This window comes from Mesorhizobium sp. WSM4849 (assembly GCF_055811385.1).
In genome coordinates this window covers 1-290 of the sequence record NZ_JBVVPW010000130.1, presented here as the reverse complement: position 1 = coordinate 290, position 290 = coordinate 1, and the positions used below count along the sequence as shown (strand labels likewise).

Annotated in this window: 1 protein-coding gene; it reads left to right on the top strand. The window is 59.7% G+C overall.

Going from position 1 to position 290, the window contains the following annotated elements; translation table 11 throughout:
- The first annotated feature begins 12 nt into the window (after nt 1-12).
- On the top strand, nt 13-162 hold the full coding sequence (locus AC0L3L_RS36525; protein WP_473642230.1) for a 3-keto-5-aminohexanoate cleavage protein: 150 nt from the start codon (nt 13-15) through the stop codon (nt 160-162).
- Nucleotides 163-290: the final 128 nt, after the last annotated feature.

The window sequence follows — 290 nt, the reverse complement described above, 5'->3', positions numbered from 1 at the left end:
GTCCGGGTAGGTTTGGAAGATAACATTTATCTCCGACGTGGGGTGCTGGCATCCAATGCCGAGCTCGTTGACAATGCGGTTGGGATCATCGAGCGCATGGGCGCCAGCATCGCCACACCTGCCGAGGCACGGGCAATCCTCGGGGTAAGAAAGCGCGGATGACCGCGCTCGCGTATCCCATGCAACGAACGATGATAGCGGACTAACACCTCATGGAGGCCGGAATGACGTCGCAAACCGGAAGCTGCCTTGGAATTCTGGGCTTGGAACCTGGCTTGCCACCCGGCGTG